13 protein-coding genes are annotated in these 15,792 nt (G+C 62.1%); 1 reads left to right on the top strand and 12 read right to left on the bottom strand.

The features are described from left to right. Positions 1 to 3: 3 nt before the first annotated feature. The 4 genes from glmM to rlmE all read right to left on the bottom strand — a co-directional run bounded on the left by glmM (position 4) and on the right by rlmE (position 4,958). Positions 4 to 1,344 carry a phosphoglucosamine mutase gene (gene glmM / locus ACQ4OD_RS10400; protein ID WP_110701750.1) on the bottom strand — a complete coding sequence of 447 codons (1,341 nt, stop codon included), beginning with the start codon at positions 1,342 to 1,344 and terminating at the stop codon, positions 4 to 6. Between the two features lie 16 nt (positions 1,345 to 1,360). After that, positions 1,361 to 2,212: a dihydropteroate synthase gene (gene folP, locus ACQ4OD_RS10395; RefSeq protein ID WP_430944247.1), complete on the bottom strand. Its 852-nt coding sequence runs from the start codon at positions 2,210 to 2,212 to the stop codon at positions 1,361 to 1,363. 8 nt (positions 2,213 to 2,220) lie between these two features. Further along, on the bottom strand, positions 2,221 to 4,128 hold the full coding sequence (ftsH, locus tag ACQ4OD_RS10390; protein ID WP_038706866.1) for an ATP-dependent zinc metalloprotease FtsH: 1,908 nt from the start codon (positions 4,126 to 4,128) through the stop codon (positions 2,221 to 2,223). Positions 4,129 to 4,331: 203 nt separating this feature from the next. After that, entirely contained in the window at positions 4,332 to 4,958 is a 627-nt protein-coding gene (gene rlmE, locus ACQ4OD_RS10385) for a 23S rRNA (uridine(2552)-2'-O)-methyltransferase RlmE (protein ID WP_011532133.1), read from the bottom strand. A gap of 102 nt (positions 4,959 to 5,060) precedes the next feature. Between rlmE and ACQ4OD_RS10380 the strand changes: the two genes are divergently transcribed. Next, positions 5,061 to 5,369, top strand: a complete 309-nt coding sequence (locus tag ACQ4OD_RS10380; protein ID WP_102683191.1) for a YhbY family RNA-binding protein — start codon at positions 5,061 to 5,063, stop codon at positions 5,367 to 5,369. Between the two features lie 24 nt (positions 5,370 to 5,393). Here ACQ4OD_RS10380 and ACQ4OD_RS10375 read toward each other — a convergent pair whose 3' ends face one another. The 8 genes from ACQ4OD_RS10375 to grpE all read right to left on the bottom strand — a co-directional run bounded on the left by ACQ4OD_RS10375 (position 5,394) and on the right by grpE (position 15,716). Next, complete coding sequence (locus ACQ4OD_RS10375) at positions 5,394 to 5,831, bottom strand: MFS transporter (protein WP_102683190.1); 438 nt, start codon at positions 5,829 to 5,831, stop codon at positions 5,394 to 5,396. Continuing rightward, positions 5,809 to 6,291, bottom strand: coding sequence for a transcription elongation factor GreA (greA, locus tag ACQ4OD_RS10370; RefSeq protein WP_011532131.1), 483 nt, complete (start codon positions 6,289 to 6,291; stop codon positions 5,809 to 5,811). Before greA ends, ACQ4OD_RS10375 begins: the two co-directional genes overlap by 23 nt. Further along, positions 6,288 to 9,509, bottom strand: a complete 3,222-nt coding sequence (carB, locus tag ACQ4OD_RS10365; RefSeq protein ID WP_031314636.1) for a carbamoyl-phosphate synthase large subunit — start codon at positions 9,507 to 9,509, stop codon at positions 6,288 to 6,290. The genes greA and carB overlap by 4 nt, the downstream gene beginning before the upstream one ends. Positions 9,510 to 9,614: 105 nt before the next feature. Then, positions 9,615 to 10,751: a glutamine-hydrolyzing carbamoyl-phosphate synthase small subunit gene (gene carA, locus ACQ4OD_RS10360; protein ID WP_430944246.1), complete on the bottom strand. Its 1,137-nt coding sequence runs from the start codon at positions 10,749 to 10,751 to the stop codon at positions 9,615 to 9,617. 226 nt (positions 10,752 to 10,977) lie between these two features. After that, a complete protein-coding gene (dapB, locus tag ACQ4OD_RS10355; RefSeq protein ID WP_102683187.1) occupies positions 10,978 to 11,784 on the bottom strand; it encodes a 4-hydroxy-tetrahydrodipicolinate reductase in 807 nt (268 codons plus the stop codon). Positions 11,785 to 11,797: 13 nt separating this feature from the next. Continuing rightward, positions 11,798 to 12,922 (bottom strand): molecular chaperone DnaJ, encoded by a 1,125-nt coding sequence (dnaJ, locus tag ACQ4OD_RS10350; RefSeq protein WP_102683186.1) that lies wholly within the window; start codon positions 12,920 to 12,922, stop codon positions 11,798 to 11,800. Positions 12,923 to 13,134: 212 nt separating this feature from the next. Then, positions 13,135 to 15,060, bottom strand: a complete 1,926-nt coding sequence (gene dnaK / locus ACQ4OD_RS10345; protein ID WP_102683185.1) for a molecular chaperone DnaK — start codon at positions 15,058 to 15,060, stop codon at positions 13,135 to 13,137. Positions 15,061 to 15,161: 101 nt separating this feature from the next. Continuing rightward, the gene (gene grpE, locus ACQ4OD_RS10340; protein WP_050706997.1) at positions 15,162 to 15,716 is read right to left on the bottom strand and encodes a nucleotide exchange factor GrpE; all 555 of its coding nucleotides are present in this window, start codon (positions 15,714 to 15,716) and stop codon (positions 15,162 to 15,164) included. Positions 15,717 to 15,792: the final 76 nt, after the last annotated feature.

Below are 15,792 nucleotides of genomic sequence, written 5' to 3'. Positions count from 1 at the left end.
CTTTCAGGCACAAACTTCTTCAACGAGCTTGGCCAGGGCTTCGGCATGACCGCGCACCTGGGTTTCGTCGTCACCCTCTACCATCACCCGCACCAACGGCTCGGTACCCGACTTGCGCAGCAACACACGGCCGCGCCCCGCCATGGCCTCGGTCGCCTTGGCGCTAGCCTCCTTGACCAAAGGGTTTTCCAAGGGATCGCTCTTGCCCGCGGCGAAACGCACGTTGATCAGCACCTGAGGGCATTTGCGCACCGCCTGGCGTGCCTGGGCAAGGTTCTCGCCTCGGCGCTTGAGCGCCATCAGCACCTGCAGCGCGGCGATGATCGCGTCTCCCGTGGTGGTGTGGCTACCGCAGACGACATGCCCGGAATTTTCGCCACCCAGCAGCCATTCGCGCTCGAGCAGCTCGGCCATCACGTAGCGATCACCCACCTTGGCGCGCACGAACGGAATATCAAGCTCCTTGAACGCCAACTCCAGGCCCAGGTTGCTCATCAACGTACCGACCACGCCGCCTTGCAGCTTGCCGCGCTCCTGCAAGTCGCGGCCAATGATGAACAGCAACTCGTCGCCGTCGACGATAGTGCCGGTGTGGTCGACCATCAGCACACGGTCACCGTCGCCGTCGAAGGCGATGCCGATGTCCGCATGCCCGACCAGCACCGCGGCCTGCAGCGACTCGATATGGGTCGAACCACAGCCCTCGTTGATGTTCAGGCCATCTGGCGCTGCGTGCAGTACCGTGACTTCGGCACCGAGCTCACGGAACACGCTCGGCGCGACCTTGTAGGTGGCGCCGTGCGCGCAGTCCACCACGATCTTGAGGCCATCGAAGCTGGTGCTACTAGGCACGCTGCTCTTGCAGAACTCGATATAGCGCCCCGCCGCGTCGTTGATACGCGAAACCTTGCCCAGCTTGCTGGACTCGACAACGGTCATCGGCTGGTCGAGCAGTTCCTCGATCATCAGCTCGACTTCATCCGGCAGCTTGGTACCGGCGCCGGAGAAAAACTTGATGCCGTTGTCATCATGCGGATTGTGCGAGGCGCTGATGACGATACCCGCTTCAGCATGGAAAGTGCGCGTCAGGTAAGCGATGGCAGGCGTCGGCATCGGCCCGAGCAGCATCACATCGGCGCCGGCCGCAGACAGGCCGGCCTCCAGCGCGGACTCGAACATGTAACCCGAGATACGCGTGTCCTTGCCGACCAGCACTCGGCAATTTCCCTGCTTGCGGAAGGCCATGCCCGCCGCCCAGCCGAGTTTCAGCATGAAGTCCGGGGTGATGGGGAACTGGCCAACGCGACCACGGATACCATCGGTACCAAAGTATTTTCTGCTCATAGTGACTCCAATGTTCTTATTCGGCGTTCTGCACGGCCGCGATCATGCGCACCACGTCGACGGTTTCCGCCACGTCATGCACCCGCAGGATGCTCGCACCCTTGGTCATGGCCAATGCCGCCAGCGCCAGGCTACCGTACAGGCGCTCACCAACGGGGCGACCCAGCGCGAGGCCGATCATGCTCTTGCGCGAGACGCCCACCAGAAGCGGCCTCCCGAGGCGATAGAGCGCTTCCATGTGCTTGAAAAGGCTGAGGTTGTGCTCAAGGGTCTTGGCAAAGCCGAACCCCGGGTCGAGGAGGATGCGTTCAGCCCCGATGCCAGCCGCCGCGCAGGCAGCCATACGCTGTTCAAGATAGCGCGTAACATCGGCTGTCACATCTTCATACTGCGGATTGTCCTGCATGTTGCCCGGCTCGCCGCGCATGTGCATGAGACACACCGGCAAGCCGGTGTCCGCCGCCGCATCCAGCGCACCGTCGCGCTCCAGAGCGCGCACGTCGTTGATCAAGCCAGCGCCGAGGCGCGCGGATTCGCGCATGACCGCGGGCGTGGAGGTATCGACCGAGATGACCACGTCGAGCCGGCTGTTGATCGCTTCGACGATCGGCGCGACGCGCTCCAACTCCTCGAGCGGGGATATCGCTCGCGCACCAGGCCGGGTGGACTCGCCTCCGACATCGATCAGCGTAGCACCCGCTGAAACCATGGCTTCAGCATGACGCAGGGCCTCGTCGCGCTGATTGAAGCGCCCACCATCGGAGAACGAGTCTGGGGTGACGTTGAGAATACCCATGACATGGGTACGGGACAAATCAAGAACCCGGTTGCCACAAGGCAACCGGGCCGGGTACTGCTTAGAGCTCATAGATGCCCTTAGTGTTGAGCCGCTGGACCGCCGATCGGCGACTCCGGACGATCATCCTGGGAAGCCTGCTTGCCAGAGGTCCCGGCATCGTTGTCCCAGTCACGTGGCTCACGCGGAGTGCGGCCAGCCATGATGTCGTCGATCTGGTCGGCATCGATGGTTTCGTACTTCATCAATGCCTCGGCCATGGCGTCGAGCTTGTCGCGATTGTCGGTGAGAATCTGCTTGGCCGTGGCATAGCACTGGTCGATGATGCTGCGCACTTCGGAGTCGATCATCTTCGCCGTCTCGCCGGAAACGCTGGCATGCTGGCTACCCGCGCTGCGGCCGAGGAACACCTCGCCCTCTTCTTCGGCGTACATCAGCGGCCCGAGTTTTTCGGACAGGCCCCACTTGGTGACCATGTTCCGGGCAATCTGGCTCGCACGCATGATGTCGTTGGAGGCGCCAGTGGTCACACCGTCGAAGCCCAGGGTCATCTCTTCAGCGATACGACCGCCGTAAAGCGAGCAGATCTGGCTGATCAGCGCACGCTTGGACAGGCTGTAACGGTCTTCTTCCGGCAGGAACATGGTCACACCCAGGGCACGACCACGCGGAATGATCGATACCTTGTACACCGGATCATGCTCGGGGACGACACGGCCGACGATGGCGTGACCAGCTTCGTGGTAAGCGGTGTTCTGCTTCTCTTTCTCGGACATGACCATGGTCTTGCGCTCGGCGCCCATCATGATCTTGTCCTTGGCCAGCTCGAACTCCTTCATCTCGACCACGCGCTTGCTGGAACGGGCAGCGAACAGCGACGCCTCGTTGACCAGGTTGGCCAGGTCGGCACCGGAGAAGCCAGGGGTACCGCGGGCGATGACCGCCGCGTTGACGTTCTCGCCGATTGGCACCTTGCGCATGTGCACTTTGAGGATCTGCTCACGACCACGGATGTCCGGCAGGCCGACCACCACCTGGCGGTCGAAGCGGCCCGGGCGCAGCAGCGCCGGGTCGAGCACGTCAGGGCGGTTGGTGGCGGCGATGACGATGATGCCATCGTTCATCTCGAAGCCATCCATTTCGACCAGCAACTGGTTCAGGGTCTGCTCACGCTCGTCGTGACCGCCGCCCATGCCGGCGCCACGGTGGCGGCCGACGGCGTCGATCTCGTCGATGAAGATGATGCATGGTGCGTGCTTCTTGGCCTGCTCGAACATGTCGCGCACGCGGCTGGCACCCACGCCGACGAACATCTCGACGAAGTCGGAACCGGAAATGGTGAAGAACGGCACCTTGGCTTCGCCGGCGATGGCCTTGGCCAGCAGGGTCTTACCGGTACCGGGCGGACCGACCATCAGCACACCGCGGGGGATGCGGCCACCCAGGCGCTGGAACTTGCCAGGGTCACGCAGGAACTCGACCAGTTCGCCAACTTCTTCCTTGGCCTCGTCGCAACCGGCAACGTCAGCCAGGGTAGTCTTGACCTGGTCTTCGGACAGCAGGCGCGCCTTGCTCTTGCCGAAGCTCATCGGGCCGCCTTTACCACCGGCACCGCCCTGCATCTGGCGCATGAAGAACATGAACACGGCGATGATCACCAGAATCGGGAAGCTGGCGACCAACAGTTGCGTCCAGATGCTCTGCTGCTCAGGCTGCTTGCCTTCGACGGTGACGTGGTTATCGACCAGGTCACCGATCAGGCCGTTATCCGTGATGGCTGGGCGGACGGTCTTGAAGTTGTCGCCGTCGGTGCGCTTGCCGGTAATGATGTAGCCGTCGACGGTCACGCGCTCGACCTTGCCATCCTTGACCTGCTGGATGAAGTCGGAATAGTTGAGGGTCTGCGGCTCGTTAGGGCTCGAGAAGTTGTTCATCACCGTCACCAGGACGGCGGCGATGATCAACCAGAGGATCAGATTCTTTGCCATGTCGTTCAATTCGCTACCCTCTGAGGCCGGCGCACGACGCAGCCGTGCCTCGCATGATATTCATCGCCCTAACTTACTACATTACCCACGCATCCGCAGGCACCGTCTGTAACCCTTTGTGAAAGCTAGACTACACGAAGTTCGGACGATCCAGACGGAGCCGCCGATTGGAAATAACTATCGGCAACCCCGCAGCACGCCTTTCACGCTCCCTTGAAACCCTTGCCCAACAGGTACTGTTCGCGGGAACGATCCCGCGAGGACGACGGCTTGCGCATCTGCACCTTGTCGAACTTGCTGCGCACGTCCTTCAGGTACATGTCGAAACCCTCGCCCTGGAAGATCTTGATCAGGAAATCCCCGCCGGGCTTGAGCACGCGGGTCGCCAGATCCAGGGCCAGTTCGCAGAGGAACATGGCACGCGGCATGTCCACCGCGGGCGTACCACTCATATTGGGGGCCATATCGGAAATCACAAGGTCTACGTGCGAATCACCGACCGCCTGCAGGATCTGCTGCAGCACTTCGTCCTGGGTAAAGTCGCCCTGGATGAAGGTAACGTCCGGAATCGAGTCCATTTCCAGGATGTCCGAGGCGATCAACCGCCCTTGGCCGCCAATCAGACGACTGGTCACCTGCGACCAGCCACCTGGCGCTGCGCCGAGGTCGATCACGCTCATGCCGGGGCGGATCAGGCGATCTTTCTCCTGGATCTCCAGCAGCTTGTAGCTCGCACGCGAGCGATAACCATCCTTCTGCGCTTGCTTCACAAAAGGGTCGTTGAAATGTTCACGCAGCCAGTTGGCGCTGCTTTTGGAACGTTGTACCACGGGGCACCTCGATGATATGCGTCGTGTTTGACTGGGCGGAGCCAGGGGCCCTCGGGTAAAATGCCCGTCAATTTTACAGAATCAGACGAAAAGGGTCAGATTATGCCGCTCAATAACGAGCAGAAGAAGCAATACAAGTCCATTGGTCATGACCTGAAGCCGGTCCTGATCGTTGCTGGCAACGGTGTGAACGAAGGCGTTGCCGCCGAACTGGAGCGCGCCTTGGCCGATCACGAGCTGATCAAGGTCGAAATCCGTTCGGAAGACCGTGAAGAGCGCGCCGCCGCGATTGCCGAACTGTGCAAGGTCGGCCGCGCCGAACTGGTGCAGACCATCGGCAAGAAAGCGCTGATCTACCGCAAGAACCCACAGCCGAACAAGCAGCTGTCCAACATCCACCGTTACAAGTAACAGTGGCGCCGATCAGTGGCGCGCCTAGCGCGCCCTGACCGGAACCGGCTGGGCCACCAGCACGATGCCGGAGAAGCCCAGCACCAAAAAGCAGAACATCTGCCAGCGTTCACCCACGGAGATCCCGTAGCGCAGGGTGTAGTAGCTGAGACAGGCAGCAAAGCCAAGCAGCAGCATCTGCCCACGGAACTGCCGCCACCAGGCCGCCAGGCCATCCACCCTCGCCAATACCGCCAGCTGGGTCAACAGCCCGAGCAGCGCCACGCCGATCAACCAACGGTCGATCTGCACGGCAATATCCTGCACCAGCAACGGCGCAAGGCCACTGACCTTGAGCGCCGGCACCAACCCCACGTGGAACACCCACAAGCCACCGACCCAGAAAACCTGGGCCAGCTGCCAGAGGATCCCCTCGAGGGATGGCGCCCGCAGGCGCCGGTCAGATGTGCTTGACTTCGACAATCTCGTACTCGACCGTGCCACTTGGCGTCTTGACGACGACAGTATCACCTTCTTCCTTGCCGATGATGGCACGGGCGATCGGCGCACCGCTGGAGAGCTTGCCCTGCTTCACGTCGGCTTCGTCCTCGCCGACGATCTGGTAGGTCACCTCTTCATCGGTCTCGGTGTTCGCCAGCACCACGGTGGTGCCGAAAATCACCTTGCCGGTGTGGGCGATGGTGGTGACGTCGATCACCACCGAGTTCTGCAGGCGGCCTTCGATATCGCGGATACGCGCCTCGACCATGCCCTGCTCCTCACGGGCGGCATGGTATTCGGCGTTTTCCTTGAGGTCGCCCAGCTCGCGAGCTTCGCCGATTGCCTGGCTCAGGCGCGGACGCTCGGTCTTGCTCAGGAACAGATGCTCTTCTTCCAGGGCGCGAGCGCCCTGGACGGTCATCGGATACTTGGTAATGCTCATGCTTTGAGTCCTGCATGCAGATCCTGCAGGCGACGAACGGTCTTTTCCGGACCGAATTTCAGCGCCTCGCAGATGGCTTCACCGGCCGCAATGGTGGTGGTGCAGTAAATCTTGTGCTGCAGCGCATTGCGACGAATCGAGTAGGAGTCGGCAATCGACTGGCGGCCTTCGGTGGTGTTGATGATCAGCGACACTTCGTCGTTCTTGATCATGTCGACCACGTGCGGACGACCCTCGGTCACCTTGTTCACACGGCGTACTTTCAGGCCGGCCGCTTCGATAACCTTGGCGGTGCCTGCAGTTGCAACCACTTCGAAGCCCAGGGCGATCAGGTCGCGAGCAACCCCAGCCACTTGTGGCTTGTCGTCGTCACGCACGCTGATGAACGCGGTACCGCCGGTCGGCAGCACTTCGCTGGCGCCCATCTGGGCCTTGGCAAAGGCTTCACCGAAGCTGTCGCCGACACCCATGACTTCACCGGTGGATTTCATCTCAGGGCCTAGGATCGGGTCAACCCCCGGGAACTTGGCGAACGGGAAGACGGCTTCCTTGACGCTGTAGAAGTTCGGGATGATTTCCTGGGTGAAGCCCAGTTCTTTCAGGGTTTTGCCAGCCATTACGCGCGCGGCGATCATCGCCAGCGAGGTGCCGATGCACTTGGACACGAACGGCACGGTACGCGAGGCGCGCGGGTTGACCTCGATCACGTAGATCTTGTCGCCCTGCAAGGCCAGCTGCACGTTCATCAGGCCGACCACGCCCAGCTCCAGGGCCATTTTCTTGACCTGTACGCGGACTTCGTCCTGCACTTCCTTGCTCAGCGAGTAAGGTGGCAGCGAGCACGCCGAGTCACCGGAGTGAACGCCGGCCTGCTCGATGTGCTGCATGATCGCGCCGATCACCACGTCGGTACCGTCGCAGACCGCATCCACGTCCATCTCGATGGCGCAGTTGAGGAAATGGTCAAGCAGCACCGGGCTGTCGTTGGACACTTGCACCGCTTCACGCAGGTAGCGCTTGAGTTCGTCCAGTTCGTAGACGATCTCCATCGCACGGCCGCCCAGTACGTAGGACGGGCGCACCACCAGCGGGTAGCCGATAGTGCCGGCCGCCTTGATGGCTTCGTCTTCGCTGCGCACGGTGGCGTTTGGCGGCTGCAGCAGGTTCAGGCGCTGAACCATCTGCTGGAAACGCTCGCGGTCTTCGGCGCGGTCGATGGCGTCCGGGCTGGTGCCGATGATTGGCACGCCGGCTTCTTCCAGGGCACGGGCCAGTTTCAGCGGGGTCTGGCCGCCGTAGTGGACGATGACGCCCTTCGGCTTCTCGACGCGGCAGACTTCCAGCACGTCTTCCAGGGTCAGCGGCTCGAAGTACAGACGGTCGGAGGTGTCGTAGTCGGTGGAGACGGTTTCCGGGTTGCAGTTGACCATGATGGTCTCGTAACCGTCTTCACGCAGTGCCAGCGCAGCGTGCACGCAGCAGTAGTCGAACTCGATGCCTTGGCCGATACGGTTCGGGCCACCGCCCAGGATCATGATCTTGTCGCGGGTCGACGGATTGGCCTCGCACTCTTCCTCGTAGGTCGAGTACAGGTAGGCAGTGTCGGTGGCGAACTCGGCGGCGCAGGTGTCGACGCGCTTGTACACCGGGAACACTTCCAGCTTGTGGCGGTGACGGCGCAGGTTCTTGTCGGTGATACCGAGCAGCTTGGCCAGGCGCTGGTCCGAGAAGCCCTTGCGCTTGAGGCGCAGCATGTAGTCCTTGTCGATTGCCGACAGGGCCAGGGTCTTGACCTTCTCTTCTTCCTTGATCAGGTCTTCCATCTGCACCAGGAACCACAGGTCGATGCCGGTCAGCTGGAAGATTTCCTCGATTGTCATGCCCGAACGCATGGCGTCGGCCACGTACCAGATACGCTCGGCACCCGGCACGGTCAGTTCGCGCTTGAGGATGCTGGCCGCTTCCGGGCTGGCCAGGTCGACTTTCGGGTCGAGGCCGCAGGCGCCGACTTCCAGGCCACGCAGGGCTTTCTGCAGGGATTCCTGGAAGGTACGGCCGATGGCCATGACTTCACCGACAGACTTCATCTGGGTGGTCAGGCGAGCATCGGCCTTGGGGAATTTCTCGAAGGCAAAGCGCGGCAGCTTGGTGACGACGTAGTCGATCGACGGCTCGAAGGACGCCGGGGTACGGCCGCCGGTGATGTCGTTCTGCAGTTCGTCGAGGGTGTAGCCGATGGCCAGCTTGGCGGCGATCTTGGCGATCGGGAAACCGGTGGCCTTGGACGCCAGAGCCGAGGAGCGAGAGACGCGCGGGTTCATCTCGATCACGACCATGCGGCCGGTGTTCGGGCAGATGCCGAACTGCACGTTGGAGCCGCCGGTTTCGACACCGATTTCACGCAGCACCGCCAGCGAGGCGTTGCGCATGATCTGGTATTCCTTGTCGGTCAGGGTCTGTGCCGGAGCAACGGTGATCGAGTCACCGGTGTGCACGCCCATCGGATCGAAGTTCTCGATCGAGCAGACGATGATGCAGTTGTCCTTCTTGTCGCGGACCACCTCCATCTCGTATTCCTTCCAACCGATCAGCGATTCGTCGATCAGCAGTTCCTTGGTCGGCGACAGGTCCAGACCACGGGTGCAGATTTCTTCGAACTCTTCACGGTTGTAGGCAATCCCGCCACCGGTGCCGCCCATGGTGAACGATGGGCGGATGATGCACGGGAAGCCGAGCTTCTCGAGGACCGCATTGGCCTCTTCCATGCTGTGGGCGATACCCGAGCGCGGGCACTCCAGGCCGATATCCTTCATGGCCTTGTCGAAGCGCGAGCGGTCTTCGGCCTTGTCGATGGTGTCAGCGTTGGCACCGATCATCTCCACGCCGAACTTTTCCAGAACGCCATGGCGCTCCAGGTCCAGGGCGCAGTTCAGCGCAGTCTGGCCGCCCATGGTCGGCAGGACGGCGTCCGGACGCTCTTTCTCGATGATCTTGGCCACCGATTGCCATTTGATCGGCTCGATGTAGGTGGCGTCGGCCATGGCCGGGTCGGTCATGATGGTGGCTGGGTTGGAGTTCACCAGGATGACGCGGAAACCTTCCTCGCGCAGGGCCTTGCAGGCCTGGGCGCCGGAATAGTCGAACTCACAGGCCTGGCCGATCACGATCGGGCCAGCGCCGAGAATCAGGATGCTTTTGATGTCTGTACGTTTTGGCATGGTGGTCACTCAAATCCGGGGTCAGTCGGCAAGCCGCTTTGAACAATCTGGGTCAGGCGCTTCCGGGCACGGCACAAGCCGGCCCGGGGCCTTGAAGCAGGATGCTCAGCGGCGCTTGGCCATGGCATCGGTGAAACGATCGAACAGTGGCGCGACATCGGTCGGGCCCGGGCTCGCTTCAGGGTGGCCCTGGAAGCTGAACGCGCATTTGTCGGTGCGCTCGATACCCTGCAGGGTGCCGTCGAACAGCGACTTGTGGATGGCGCGGACATTGCCTGGCAGGGTGGCTTCGTCGACGGCAAAGCCGTGGTTCTGGCTGGTGATCATGACCACACCGGTATCCAGGTCCTGGACCGGGTGGTTGGCACCGTGGTGGCCGTGGCCCATCTTCACGGTCTTGGCACCGGAGGCCAGGGCCAGCAGCTGGTGGCCGAGGCAGATACCGAAGACCGGAATCTCGGTCTCGAGGATTTCCTTGATCGCCTGGATGGCGTAGTCGCATGGCTCCGGATCACCAGGGCCGTTGGACAGGAACACACCATCGGGGTTGAGCGCGAGCACTTCGCTGGCCGGGGTCTGGGCAGGCACCACGGTGACGCGGCAACCACGCGCGACCAACATGCGCAGGATGTTCAGCTTGACGCCGTAGTCGAAGGCAACCACGTGGTACGGCAGGTCGGCAGCATCGATGGTCGGGTGGCTGTCGGTCTTCAGCTCCCACACGCTGGAACGCCACTCGTAGCGCTCCTTGGTGGAAACGACCTTGGCCAGGTCCATGCCCTTCAGGCCCGGGAAGGAACGGGCAGCGGCGATGGCCTGCTCTTCGGTGATGTTGTCACCGGCGAGGATGCAGCCGTTCTGGGCGCCCTTTTCACGCAGGATACGGGTCAGGCGACGGGTATCGATACCGGCGATGGCGACAACGTTGTTGGCCTTGAGGTACTCAGGCAGCGACTGGGTGTTGCGCCAGTTGCTGGCCAGCAGCGGCAGGTCGCGGATGACCAGGCCAGCGGACCAGACGCGGTTGGATTCGGCGTCTTCCGGGGTGGTGCCGGTATTGCCGATGTGCGGGTAGGTCAGGGTGACGATTTGCTGCGAGTAGGAAGGGTCTGTAAGGATTTCCTGGTAGCCGGTCATAGCGGTGTTGAATACCACCTCGCCAACGGTCTGACCGTCGGCACCAATGGCTTCACCGCGAAAAATACTGCCGTCGGCAAGGGCGAGTATGGCTGGCTTTGTCAAGAAGACCTCCCGTAAATCAAGCATGAAAGGGCGATCGCAGGTTGCAAAAAAGCGGAGTGACGTATGGACACGTCACCCCGCTTTTAAGTGCTGAATTCAATTCGCTGCGCGCTTTTAGTGGACACACTAAAGCTGTAGCTTACAGAAAAGTGCGTTTTCGGTCTACCGTAGATGTGTCTCTAAAACACACCAATGCGACAAGGGGCTGCCAGGCAGCCCCGCGGCATCAACGCAGCTCGAGCACGTCCTGCATGTCGTACAGGCCAGGCTCACGCCCTTCCAGCCACAGCGCAGCGCGCACGGCGCCCTTTGCGAACGTCATGCGGCTGGAGGCCTTGTGGGTGATCTCCAGGCGCTCGCCTTCGGCGGCGAACAGCACGGTGTGATCACCGACCACATCACCGGCACGCACGGTGGCGAAACCGATGGTCTTGCGATCACGAGCACCGGTCTGGCCTTCACGACCATAAACCGCCACTTCCTGCAGGTCGCGCCCCAACGCATTGGCAACCACTTCACCCATGCGCAGCGCGGTCCCCGACGGCGCGTCGACCTTGTGCCGGTGATGGGCCTCGATGATCTCGATATCCACATCATCGCCCAGCACCCGGGCCGCCATGTCCAACAGCTTGAGACTGAGGTTCACACCCACGCTGAAGTTCGCGGCGAAGACGATCGGGATCTCCTTGCCCGCCTCTGCCAGCAGCTCTTTCTCTTCCGGCGTGAAACCGGTGGTGCCGATAACCATGGCCTTGCCCGCCTTGCGGCAGAACGCCAGGTTCTTCAGGGTCACCGAAGGATGCGTGAAGTCGATCAGCACATCGAACTCGTCGGCAACCTTGGCCAGGTCATCACAGATCGGCACGCCGATACGCCCCAGGGCCGCCAGCTCACCGGCATCAGCCCCGACCAGCGAGCTGTCCGGGCGGTCGATCGCCGCCGTCAGGCCCGTCAGGGGCGCCTGCTGCTGCACGGCCTCGACGAGGGTCTTGCCCATCCGCCCCGCCGCGCCCATTACCGCAATACGTCGCATAGCCTGTTCCTTCTCAGAGATCGCCGAAGAAGCGCTTCATACCCTCGAACCAGCCACTGGCCTTGGGCGAATGGGAGCTGTCACCCTCGAGCGAGTCACGCAGCTCTTCGAGCAGTTCGCGCTGGCGACGGCTGAGGTTGACCGGCGTTTCCACCGCCACGCGGCACAGCAGGTCGCCTGCAGCACCACCGCGCACCGGCGCCACACCCTTGCCACGCAAGCGGAACTGCTTGCCGGTCTGGGTGCCTTCGGGAATTTTCAGCTTCACGCGACCATCGAGGGTCGGCACTTCCAGCTCGCCACCCAGGGCGGCGTCGGTGTAGCTGATCGGCACTTCGCAGTAGAGGTGCTTGCCGTCGCGCTGGAAGATCGGGTGCTCGCGCACATTGACGACCACATACAGGTCACCGGTCGGACCGCCATGGGCACCCGCCTCGCCTTCGCCGGACAGGCGGATGCGATCGCCGGTATCGACGCCAGCCGGCACCTTGACCGACAGGGTCTTGTATTCCTCGACACGACCTTCGCCGTGGCACGAGCCGCAAGGGTCGGTGATGATCTTGCCCTGGCCATGACAGCGGGGGCACGTCTGCTGCACCGCGAAGAAGCCCTGCTGCATGCGCACCTGACCGATACCGCCACAGGTCGGGCAGGTCGACGGGGTCGAGCCCTTCTTGGCGCCGGAGCCGTCGCACGGCTTGCAGTTGACCAGCGTAGGGACGCGGATATTGACCGTGGTACCGCGCACCGCCTCCTCGAGATTGAGCTCGAGGGTGTAGCGCAGGTCACTGCCACGCTGGGCGCCGCCACGACCACCACCACGGCCACCGCCGAAGAAATCACTGAAGACATCACCGAAGATATCGGAGAAGTTGGCACCACCGAAACCGGCACCGCCGCCACCCATGCTCGGGTCGACGCCGGCGTGGCCGTACTGGTCGTACGCCGCACGCTTGCTGGCATCCGACAGCACTTCGTAGGCCTCGTTGGCTTCCTTGAACAGGTCTTCCGACTCTTTATCACCCGGGTTGCGGTCAGGGTGGTACTTCATCGCCAGACGGCGGTAGGCCTTCTTCAGATCACCTTCACTGGCGCCACGCTCGACACCCAGGACTTCATAAAAATCACGCTTTGCCATAGGTCATTTGCACTCTTGGGGGCGTTCGGCATACCTCTGCGCATCGGTGCGCCATGCCGTCAGCACCTGCCGCCATACGCGAATGCGCCCAGACAGATGCTGTAAATAATTCTCGTGTTCCAGACACGCCAACGCGGGAGCAAGCCCCCGCGCGGCGACATCCTACCAGCTCACCGGCAAACGACGGTGAACTGGGCGACAACATGCAGGACTTACTGCTTGTTGTTGTCTTTTACTTCTTCGAACTCGGCGTCAACCACGTCGTCGTGCTTGGCTTCCGGCTCGGCCTGCTGGGCGCCGCCCTGCGGTTGCTCGGCCTGTTGCTCGGCGTACATCTTCTGGGCAACAGGGGCCGAAACCTTGGACAGCTCCTCGACCTTGGCGTCGATGGCAGCCTTGTCGTCGCCCTTGACGGCGGCCTCCAGGGCAACCACGGCGGCCTCGATGGCAGTCTTCTCTTCGGCGGTGACCTTGTCACCCGCTTCAGTGACCATCTTGCGGGTCGAGTGGACCAGCGCATCACCCTGGTTACGGGCGGCGGCCAGCTCTTCGAACTTGCGGTCTTCCTCGGCGTTGGCCTCGGCGTCACGCACCATTTTCTCGATTTCTTCGTCGGACAGACCGGAGTTGGCCTTGATCACGATCGACTGCGCCTTGCCGGTAGCCTTGTCCTTCGCACCGACGTGCAGGATGCCGTTGGCGTCGATGTCGAAGGTCACTTCGATCTGCGGCACGCCGCGTGGAGCCGGCGGGATGTCAGCCAGGTCGAACTTGCCCAGCGACTTGTTCTGCGAAGCTTGCTTGCGCTCGCCCTGCAGCACGTGGATGGTCACGGCGCCCTGGTTGTCGTCGGCGGTCGAGAACACCTGCGACTTCTTGGTCGGGATGGTGGTGTTCTTCTCGATCAGCGCGGTCATCACGCCACCCATGGTTTCGATACCCAGGGTCAGCGGGCTGACGTCCAGCAGCAGCACGTCCTTCACGTCACCGGCCAGAACGGCACCCTGGATGGCGGCACCCATGGCAACGGCTTCGTCCGGGTTGACGTCCTTGCGCGCTTCTTTACCAAAGAAGTCGGCAACGGCTTTCTGCACCATCGGCATACGGGTCTGGCCACCGACCAGGATCACGTCGTCGATCTTGCTGGCATCAATGCCGGCGTCCTTCAGGGCGATGCGGCATGGCTCGATGGTACGGTTGACCAGGTCTTCGACCAGCGACTCCAGCTTGGCGCGGGAGATCTTCACGTTCAGGTGCTTCGGACCAGTTGCATCTGCAGTGATGTACGGCAGATTGACGTCGGTCGACTGAGCCGAGGACAGCTCGATCTTGGCCTTTTCAGCGGCTTCTTTCAGGCGCTGCAGGGCCAGGGGATCGTTCTTCAGGTCCATGCCGGACTCTTTCTTGAACTCGTCGACGAGGTAGTCGATCAGGCGCATGTCAAAGTCTTCGCCACCCAGGAAGGTGTCACCGTTGGTGGCCAGCACTTCGAACTGGTGCTCACCGTCGACTTCGGCGATTTCGATGACCGATACGTCGAAGGTACCACCACCCAGGTCATAGACGATGACGGTATGGTCGCCCTTGCCCTTGTCCATGCCGTAGGCCAGCGCAGCGGCGGTCGGCTCGTTGATGATGCGTTTTACGTCCAGGCCAGCGATGCGGCCGGCGTCCTTGGTCGCCTGGCGCTGGCTGTCGTTGAAGTAGGCCGGCACGGTGATGACCGCTTCGGTGACCGGCTCGCCGAGGTAGTCTTCGGCGGTCTTCTTCATTTTCTTCAGGACTTCGGCGCTGATCTGCGGCGGAGCCATCTGCTTGTCGGCAGCCTCGACCCAGGCGTCACCATTGTTGGCCTTGACGATCTTGTAAGGCACCAGCTTGATGTCTTTCTGTACGACATCTTCTTCGAAGCGGCGGCCGATCAGACGCTTCACCGCGAACAGGGTGTTGTGCGGGTTGGTGACCGCCTGGCGCTTGGCCGACTGGCCAACCAGGATCTCGCCGTCGTTGGCGTAGGCGATGATCGAAGGCGTGGTGCGCGCGCCTTCGGCGTTCTCGATGACCTTGGCAGTGCCGTTTTCCAGCACGGAGACGCAGGAGTTGGTGGTCCCCAGGTCGATACCGATGATTTTACCCATGTTGATTCTCCCGAAACTTGAATTTGGTAGCAGCGACTGCTTTGGCCAACTGCGCTAATACTTGAAGGCTTGACACCTAGATGGGGGTGCCCGAAAAGATTTCAAGCCTTTTCGTTGATCGAAGGCTGCGGGGCGCTCGGCGCCTTGCTGACCACCACCATGGCGGGGCGCAGCAGGCGGCCATTGAGCAGGTAGCCCTTCTGGAACACGTTCAGCACGCTGTTCGGCTCGACATCAGCACTTTCCTGCATGGCCATCGCCTGGTGGTGCTCGGCGTTGAATGGCTGGCCGTGCGGCTCGATGGTCTCGAGGTTGTAGCGCTTGAGGGTGTCCTGGAACATCTTCAGGGTCAGCTCGATGCCTTCGCGCATCGGCTTGATGGTCTCGTCGTCGGCGCTGGACAGCTCCAGACCACGCTCCAGGCTGTCGATGATCGGCAGCAGGTCGCCGGCGAACTTCTCCAGGGCGAACTTGTGGGCCTTCTCGACATCCTGCTCGGCACGGCGGCGGATGTTCTGCAGGTCGGCAGCGGCGCGCAGGGACTGGTCCTTGGCGGCGGCCAGCTGCTCCTCGAGCTCCAGGACACGGGCATCGGCATTCGCGGCGCCTGCTTCTTCGGAATTCAGGTTCTTCTCATCCAGCTGTTCGTCAGCCATTGGGTTTCTCCTCCACGATTTCTGTCGTGCGAGCCAGGCTCGCCATGTCTTGCCGGCTATATGGGGTCGGAAAAAC

It is taken from the genome of Pseudomonas sp. WC1 (genome assembly GCF_050586565.1).
In the GTDB taxonomy this organism is placed as follows: domain Bacteria; phylum Pseudomonadota; class Gammaproteobacteria; order Pseudomonadales; family Pseudomonadaceae; genus Aquipseudomonas.
Note: the sequence above shows the minus strand (reverse complement) of the source record. Positions and strands in the feature narration are given on the sequence as shown.

What these genes read in the sequence shown, in the direction of transcription:
- dnaK (WP_102683185.1), bottom strand. Translation starts at nt 15,060, where the DNA reads ATGGGTAAAATCATCGGTATCGACCTGGGGACCACCAACTCCTGCGTC.
- dapB (WP_102683187.1), bottom strand. Translation starts at nt 11,784, where the DNA reads ATGCGACGTATTGCGGTAATGGGCGCGGCGGGGCGGATGGGCAAGACC.
- ftsH (WP_038706866.1), bottom strand. Translation starts at nt 4,128, where the DNA reads ATGGCAAAGAATCTGATCCTCTGGTTGATCATCGCCGCCGTCCTGGTG.
- folP (WP_430944247.1), bottom strand. Translation starts at nt 2,212, where the DNA reads ATGAGCTCTAAGCAGTACCCGGCCCGGTTGCCTTGTGGCAACCGGGTT.
- dnaJ (WP_102683186.1), bottom strand. Translation starts at nt 12,922, where the DNA reads ATGGCAAAGCGTGATTTTTATGAAGTCCTGGGTGTCGAGCGTGGCGCC.
- glmM (WP_110701750.1), bottom strand. Translation starts at nt 1,344, where the DNA reads ATGAGCAGAAAATACTTTGGTACCGATGGTATCCGTGGTCGCGTTGGC.
- grpE (WP_050706997.1), bottom strand. Translation starts at nt 15,716, where the DNA reads ATGGCTGACGAACAGCTGGATGAGAAGAACCTGAATTCCGAAGAAGCA.
- greA (WP_011532131.1), bottom strand. Translation starts at nt 6,291, where the DNA reads ATGAGCATTACCAAGTATCCGATGACCGTCCAGGGCGCTCGCGCCCTG.
- carB (WP_031314636.1), bottom strand. Translation starts at nt 9,509, where the DNA reads ATGCCAAAACGTACAGACATCAAAAGCATCCTGATTCTCGGCGCTGGC.
- ACQ4OD_RS10380 (WP_102683191.1), top strand. Translation starts at nt 5,061, where the DNA reads ATGCCGCTCAATAACGAGCAGAAGAAGCAATACAAGTCCATTGGTCAT.